Source organism: Mycolicibacterium arseniciresistens, assembly GCF_030519285.1.
Classification (GTDB): Bacteria; Actinomycetota; Actinomycetes; order Mycobacteriales; family Mycobacteriaceae; genus Mycobacterium; species Mycobacterium arseniciresistens.
Genome location: NZ_JAUMSQ010000394.1, coordinates 1 through 6,042 on the forward strand (window position 1 = coordinate 1; position 6,042 = coordinate 6,042).

1 pseudogene is annotated in these 6,042 nt (G+C 68.6%); it reads right to left on the bottom strand.

Annotated features, from left to right (window positions below):
• Positions 1–6,042: pseudogene (locus Q2100_RS29090) on the bottom strand (amino acid adenylation domain-containing protein); the annotation flags it as partial.

Sequence of the window (6,042 nt, forward strand, 5' to 3'; positions counted from 1 at the left end):
CCGACCCGGATCACCACACATCGCCCACAACACCCGCTCGAAACGGGCGATCAGCACCTCGATGCCGGCTGCGTCGAACACGTCGGTACGGAATTCCACCTCACCGCTGATGCCCGCGAATTCGCCGGTGGTCGTCCAGCGCTCCGCGAGCGAGAACGTCAGATCGACTCGGGCGGTGTGGGTGTCGGCGTGAATCGGCGTGACCTGGACATCGCCCAGGCTCAGCCCGCCTGCGGTCTCGCTGTCCTGCCCGGCGATGTTCTGCCAGGCGAGCAGGACCTGCACCAGCGGATGGTGCGCCATCGAGCGAACGGGATTGAGCCGATCGACCAGCACCTCGAAAGGCACGTCCTGATGGTCGAATGCCGCCAGGCTCCGTTGCCGGACCTGGGCGAGCAGCTCCGCTGACGTGGGATCACCACTCAAATCCGTGCGCAGGACGAGGGTGTTGACGAAGAACCCCACCAACTCGTCGAGTGCCGAGTCGGTCCGTCCGGCGATCGGGTATCCCACTGCCACATCGGAAGTGGAACCCAACTGTCCGAGAAGCACCGCCAGCGCGGCCTGCACGACCATGAAGCTGGTGGCGTTGTGTTGGCGGGCCGTTTCGCGCACCTGCTGCTGCAGTTGCGCGGACCACTCCACCGCGACCCGGGCGCCACGGTGATCCGCCACCACCGGATAGGGCCGATCGGTGGGCAGCTGAAGTCGTTCGGGCATCCCGGCCAACGCGCTCTGCCAGTAGGCCAGCTGAGCCCCTATGCGGCTGTCGGGGTCGTCGATGTCGCCGAGCTGCTCACGCTGCCACAGCGTGTAATCCACGTACTGGACGGCCAGCGGCGCCCACTCCGGCGCCCGTCCCTGTGCGCGCGCCGAGTACGCCGCGCCCATGTCCACGACCAGTGGGGTGACCGACAACCCGTCGGCGGCGATGTGGTGCACGACCGCGACCAGCGCGTGTTCGTCCCCGGCGAGCCGAAACAGCCGAGCCTGCAGCGGAATCTCGCCGGCCAGGTCGAATGCGTACGCCGCCAGCCCTTCGATGGCCTCGACCAGCCGGGCCGCCGGCCATGCCGTGGCATCGACCACGTCCCAGCCGAAATCGACTGTCTCGGAGGGGAGCACGATCTGCTGAGGTCGTCCCTCGTTCGTCGAGAACACGGTTCGCAGGGACTCGTGGCGGTCCACCACGTCCGCGAGCGCCACCCTCAGGGCCTCGGTGTCCAGCGTTCCGCTCAGCCGCAGAGCGACCGCCATGTTGTAGACCGCCGACGGCCCCTGCAGCTGATCCAGGAACCACAGCCGGTTCTGGGCATACGACAGCGGAATCACTTCCGGCCGCTGTTCGACAGCCACCAGCGGCGCGCGCCCGTCGCCGTCCTCGCCGAGACGGGTCGCCAGGTGCGCAACCGTCGGCGACTCGAACAGGGCGCGCACGGACAGCCCGCCGTCGAGCGCTCTGTTCACCGCGGCGATCGCGCGCATCGCGAGAATGCTGTCGCCACCCAGGTCGAAGAACGAGTCGTCCGCCCCGACGCGCTCCACGCCGAGGACCTCGCCGAAGATCCCGGTCAGGATCTCCTCGGCGGGCGTTGCCGGCGCGCGGTAGCGGTCGCCTGCGGCGTGGTACTCGGGCGCAGGCAGCGCGCGGGTGTCGAGCTTGCCGTTGACCGTCAGCGGCAGAGTGTCCAGCGCCAGCACGGCGGCCGGCACCATGTATCCGGGTAGGCGCTCGGCCAGCTCGGCACGCGCCTTGGCCGGATCCGCGGTTCCGGTCACGTAACCGACCAGCCGCTTGTCACCCGGCCGGTCCTCCCTGGCGATCACGGCGGCCTGGCTCACCCCGTCCAACGCGGCCAGAGCGGCTTGGATCTCACCGAGTTCGATGCGGTAGCCGCGGATCTTGACCTGCTCGTCGGCGCGGCCCAGATACTGCAGCTGCCCGTCGTCGTTCCAGCGCACCAGGTCCCCGGTGCGGTACATCCGCGCGCCTGCGCCTCCGAACGGGCACGCGACGAATCGAGTCCCCGTCAGTCCCGGTCGACCCACGTAGCCGACACCGACCCCGTGCCCGGCCACGTACAGGTCGCCGACCACACCCGGCGACACCGGTCGCAGCCACTTGTCCAGCACGAAGAGCGCCGCGCCCGGTACCGGTGATCCGATCGGGGGCGCTCCCGTGCCGGGAGTCAACGGTGTGCTGATCGCGACGCACATGGTGGTCTCGGTGGGGCCGTAGGCGTTGATCATCACCCGTCCGGGCGCCCATCGGTCCACCACCTCTGAGGTGCAGGCCTCGCCCGCCATCACCAGGGCCATCGAGTCGAGGCTCTCGGGCGAGAGCATGGCCACCGCCGACGGCGTGTGGGTCAGCACCGTCACGCCCTCGGCCACCAGCATGTCGTGGAATTCATCCGGTGAGCTCGTGACCTGTTCGGAGACCACGACGAGTCGGCCGCCGTCCAGCAGCGGAGCGAAGATCTCCCATGCCGAGACGTCGAAGGACAGCGAGTGGCACAACGCCCACACCCCTGCGCGGGGCAGTCCGGCGTCGAGCGACTCCAACAGCTGGGTCACGTTGCGGTGCGTGATCGCAACGCCCTTGGGCACACCCGTGGTGCCCGACGTGTAGATGATGTACGCCACGTCGTCCGCCTCCGGCGGCTGCAGCGTCGCCGGCTCGCTCGCGGTGCCGGGATTCATGATGTCGATGACCGCGAGGCCGTGACCGTCGAGCCGAAGACGCAGTTCGTCGGTGGTCACCGCAGCGATCGGAGCCGCGTCCTCGAGCACGAAACCGATCCGGGCGTCCGGATGGGCAGGGTCGATCGGCAGATACGCGGCCCCGGTCTTCATGACGGCGAGGATGGACACCACCGCGTCGACCGATCGGTTGAGCAGGATCGCCACACATTCACCCGGCCGCGCGCCCTGGGCGGCCAACCGGTGCGCCATGCGATCAGCGGCCGCGTCCAGCTGTGCGTAGGTCATCGACCCGCCGTCGAACGACACCGCCACCGCCTCGGGGCGGCGGGCCACGTGCCCGGCGAACAACACCGGTATCGACACCCCGGCCGGCACCGGCCCGTCCAACACCTTCTTGTTCGCCCACTCGTCGAGCTGAGCGTGCTCATCGTCGTCGAAGAGGTCGAACGACAGCAGCCGCGTGGCATCAGCGGTCATGATGGGCTCTCCTGGTTGGCCGTCATTGCCATGAACACCCGCTGTAGCCGTCGCATCAACGCATCGATGCGGGCCGGGCTGTACACGTCGGTGTCGTATTCGACACGCATGTCGAGTTCGCGCCCCGGATGTGCCTGGACCGTCAGCGGGTAGTGGTTGTACTCGCGACCGGTGATGTCACTGATGGCCAGGTTCCCCGCACTCATCTGCGCTCCGGTGTCGATGGGGTAGTTCTGATAGACGATGCAGGTGTCGAACAGCTCGTCATGGCCTGCGACGCGGTGGATCTCGCGCAGGGCCAGGTGCTGATGGTCGAGTGTCGCGCTGTGTGACCGCTGCAGCTGCTTCAACAGATCGGCCACCGTCGTCTCCGGCGTGATCGTCGCGCGTACCGGCACCGTGTTGATGACGAGACCGATCATCGTCTCTGCGCCTGCCACCTCGGCCGGCCGTCCGGACACCGTGACACCGAACGCGACGTCGTGCTGCCCGGTCAGTGACGTCAGCAGCAGCGCCCAGGCACCCTGCAGCACAGTGCTCATCGTGGTGTGATGCGTCCGCGCGAGCGCATCGAGCGCCGCGGTCGTTTCCTCCGGCACCGCGATCCGGCGCACGGCGCGCTGCCCCAGTTCCGTACGGTCCGGCGGACTGACCAACGTCGGCGTCGAGAAGCCGGCGAAGACCTCCGCCCATGCCGCGCGGGCCGAATCGACGTCCCTACCCGCCAGCCAGGCCACGAAGTTGCGGTACGACCCGGGCACCGGAAGGTGCTCGCCGACGTAGCTCGCGAAGATCTCGTGCAGGAGAACGGGCATCGACCAACCGTCGATGACGATGTGGTGGAAGGTCACGACGCAGTGGTGGCGCTCCTCGGCGGTGCGGATGAGCACGATGCGGAAGGCGGGTTCCTCCGTGAAATTCCCGACCGCCGACCGCTCGGCGGCACACACCTGCCGGATCGTCTCATCAGGCTGGGTGCCGTCGTCCGCGACATCGATGTACCGCCATACCGCTGCGGGCTCGGCCGGGATGAGCTGCACCGGCTCGTCGAATTCCTCACTGAACCGCGCGACGAGATTGGGATGGCGGCGAACGACCGTCTGGACCGCATCGCGTAGCCGCTGGATCTCGAGTGGACCGGCCACGTTGAATTCCACCTGGACGGCGTACAACTCGTCCAGGCTGTCGGTGCCTCGGGTGGCGCTGGCGTGGAAGAGCAGGCCCTGCTGCAGCGGCGTGAGGGGCAGGATGTCGGCAATGGCGAACCGGCTCTGGAGCTCGTCGATCTGACCCTGGTCGAGTCGGGCAGGCAGGATGTCCGACGGCGTCAGCCCGCCGCCGCCCTTGCCCACGTGTGCGCAGATCCCCGCCAGGGCGTCGAACCACAACCTTCCGAGACGGCCGACCTGCTCGTCGTCGAGCGCCGAGCGCGCCCACGTCCAGTCCGCCTGCAGAGCAGGACCCTCAGCGGTGTCGACCGTGGCCGCGTTGAGCTCGACGGTGTGCGCCAGGGGCATCGGCAGCTCCGCTGCGACGCCCACCGACGACATGCCGCGCTGACTGATCCGCCAGAGATCCTCGGTCAGTTCGGCAGCCGCACCGAGCCGGCCCAGGTAGTTGAATCCGATCGCCGGTTCCGGCCCGTCCACGGCCACATCGGGATTCAGGTAACGCAACAGACCGTAGGTCAGTCCGTCGGGCAAGGCACGCAACTGTTCCTTGGCGTCCTTCACCAGTGAGCCGACGGACATCTCGCCGCTCGCCAGTTGCGGCCAGGACAGTCTGCGCATTGCCAGAGCCACAGGGTGTTTCATGGTGAACCACCCGACGGTGCGGGACAGGTCGACGTCGTCCGCCAGTTCCTCGACGCGCCCGTGTCCTTCGACATCGATGGCGATCGGGGCGTCGCCGCTGCCGAAGAACTCGGTCAGTGCCAGGCCGTAGGCGATCAGCAGGATGTCCTGTACGCCCGCATGGAACGCCGCGGGCACCTCGCCGAGCAGTGCGCGGGTCGTCTGCGCATCCAACGTCAGTGACAGGCGGCCGGCACTGGCGAACGTGTCCACGTCGGACTGCGCCGCCGGCACCACGGGCTCTGTCGTCAGCACCTGCCGCCACCTGTCGGCCTGCTGCACCACCTGGGTGTCGAGGGCGTGGGCGGCCAGCAGCGTGGCCCACCGGGCGAACGAGGTGCCCGGCTTCGGTAGCTCCACCGGTTGTCCGCTGCGCAGTTGAGTCCAGGCGATGTTGACGTCCTCCACCAGGATCCGCCACGACACCCCATCCACCGCCAGGTGGTGGATCATCAGCACGAACTCACTCGTGGCCGTCGCCCACAGTGCGCTCACCATGGCGCCGGCAGCGGGGTCCAACCGCGACCTGGCTGCGAGCAGCACGTCATCGCTGAGCTCGGTGACGGTGTTCAGGCAGTCCGCGGCTCGAACCGTCCCGTCGGCGGGGACGGTCAGCGACCAACCGTCCGGCCCGCCGTCGTCGTCGATGCGCAAGCGCAGCATCGCATGTCGGTCCAGCACCGCCTGCAGAACGGCGACGGCATCTGCCTCGGTCGCCCCGACCGGGGCCTGCAGCACCACGGTCTGGTTGAACTCGTCGGCTCCGCCGAGGCGGTTCAGCCAGCGAATGATCGGAGTGGCCGGCAGCGGGCCGACACCATCGTCGGCCTGTCCTTCGTCGTCGGCGACTCTGGCCACCCGGGCCAGTCGCGCCACCGTCTGCTCGACGAAGACGTCGCGGGGCCGGCACCGGATGCCCGCGGCGCGCGCTGCCGTGACGACCTGCATGGAAAGGATGCTGTCGCCGCCGAGTTCGAAGAAGGAGTCGTCGACTCCGACGCGTTGC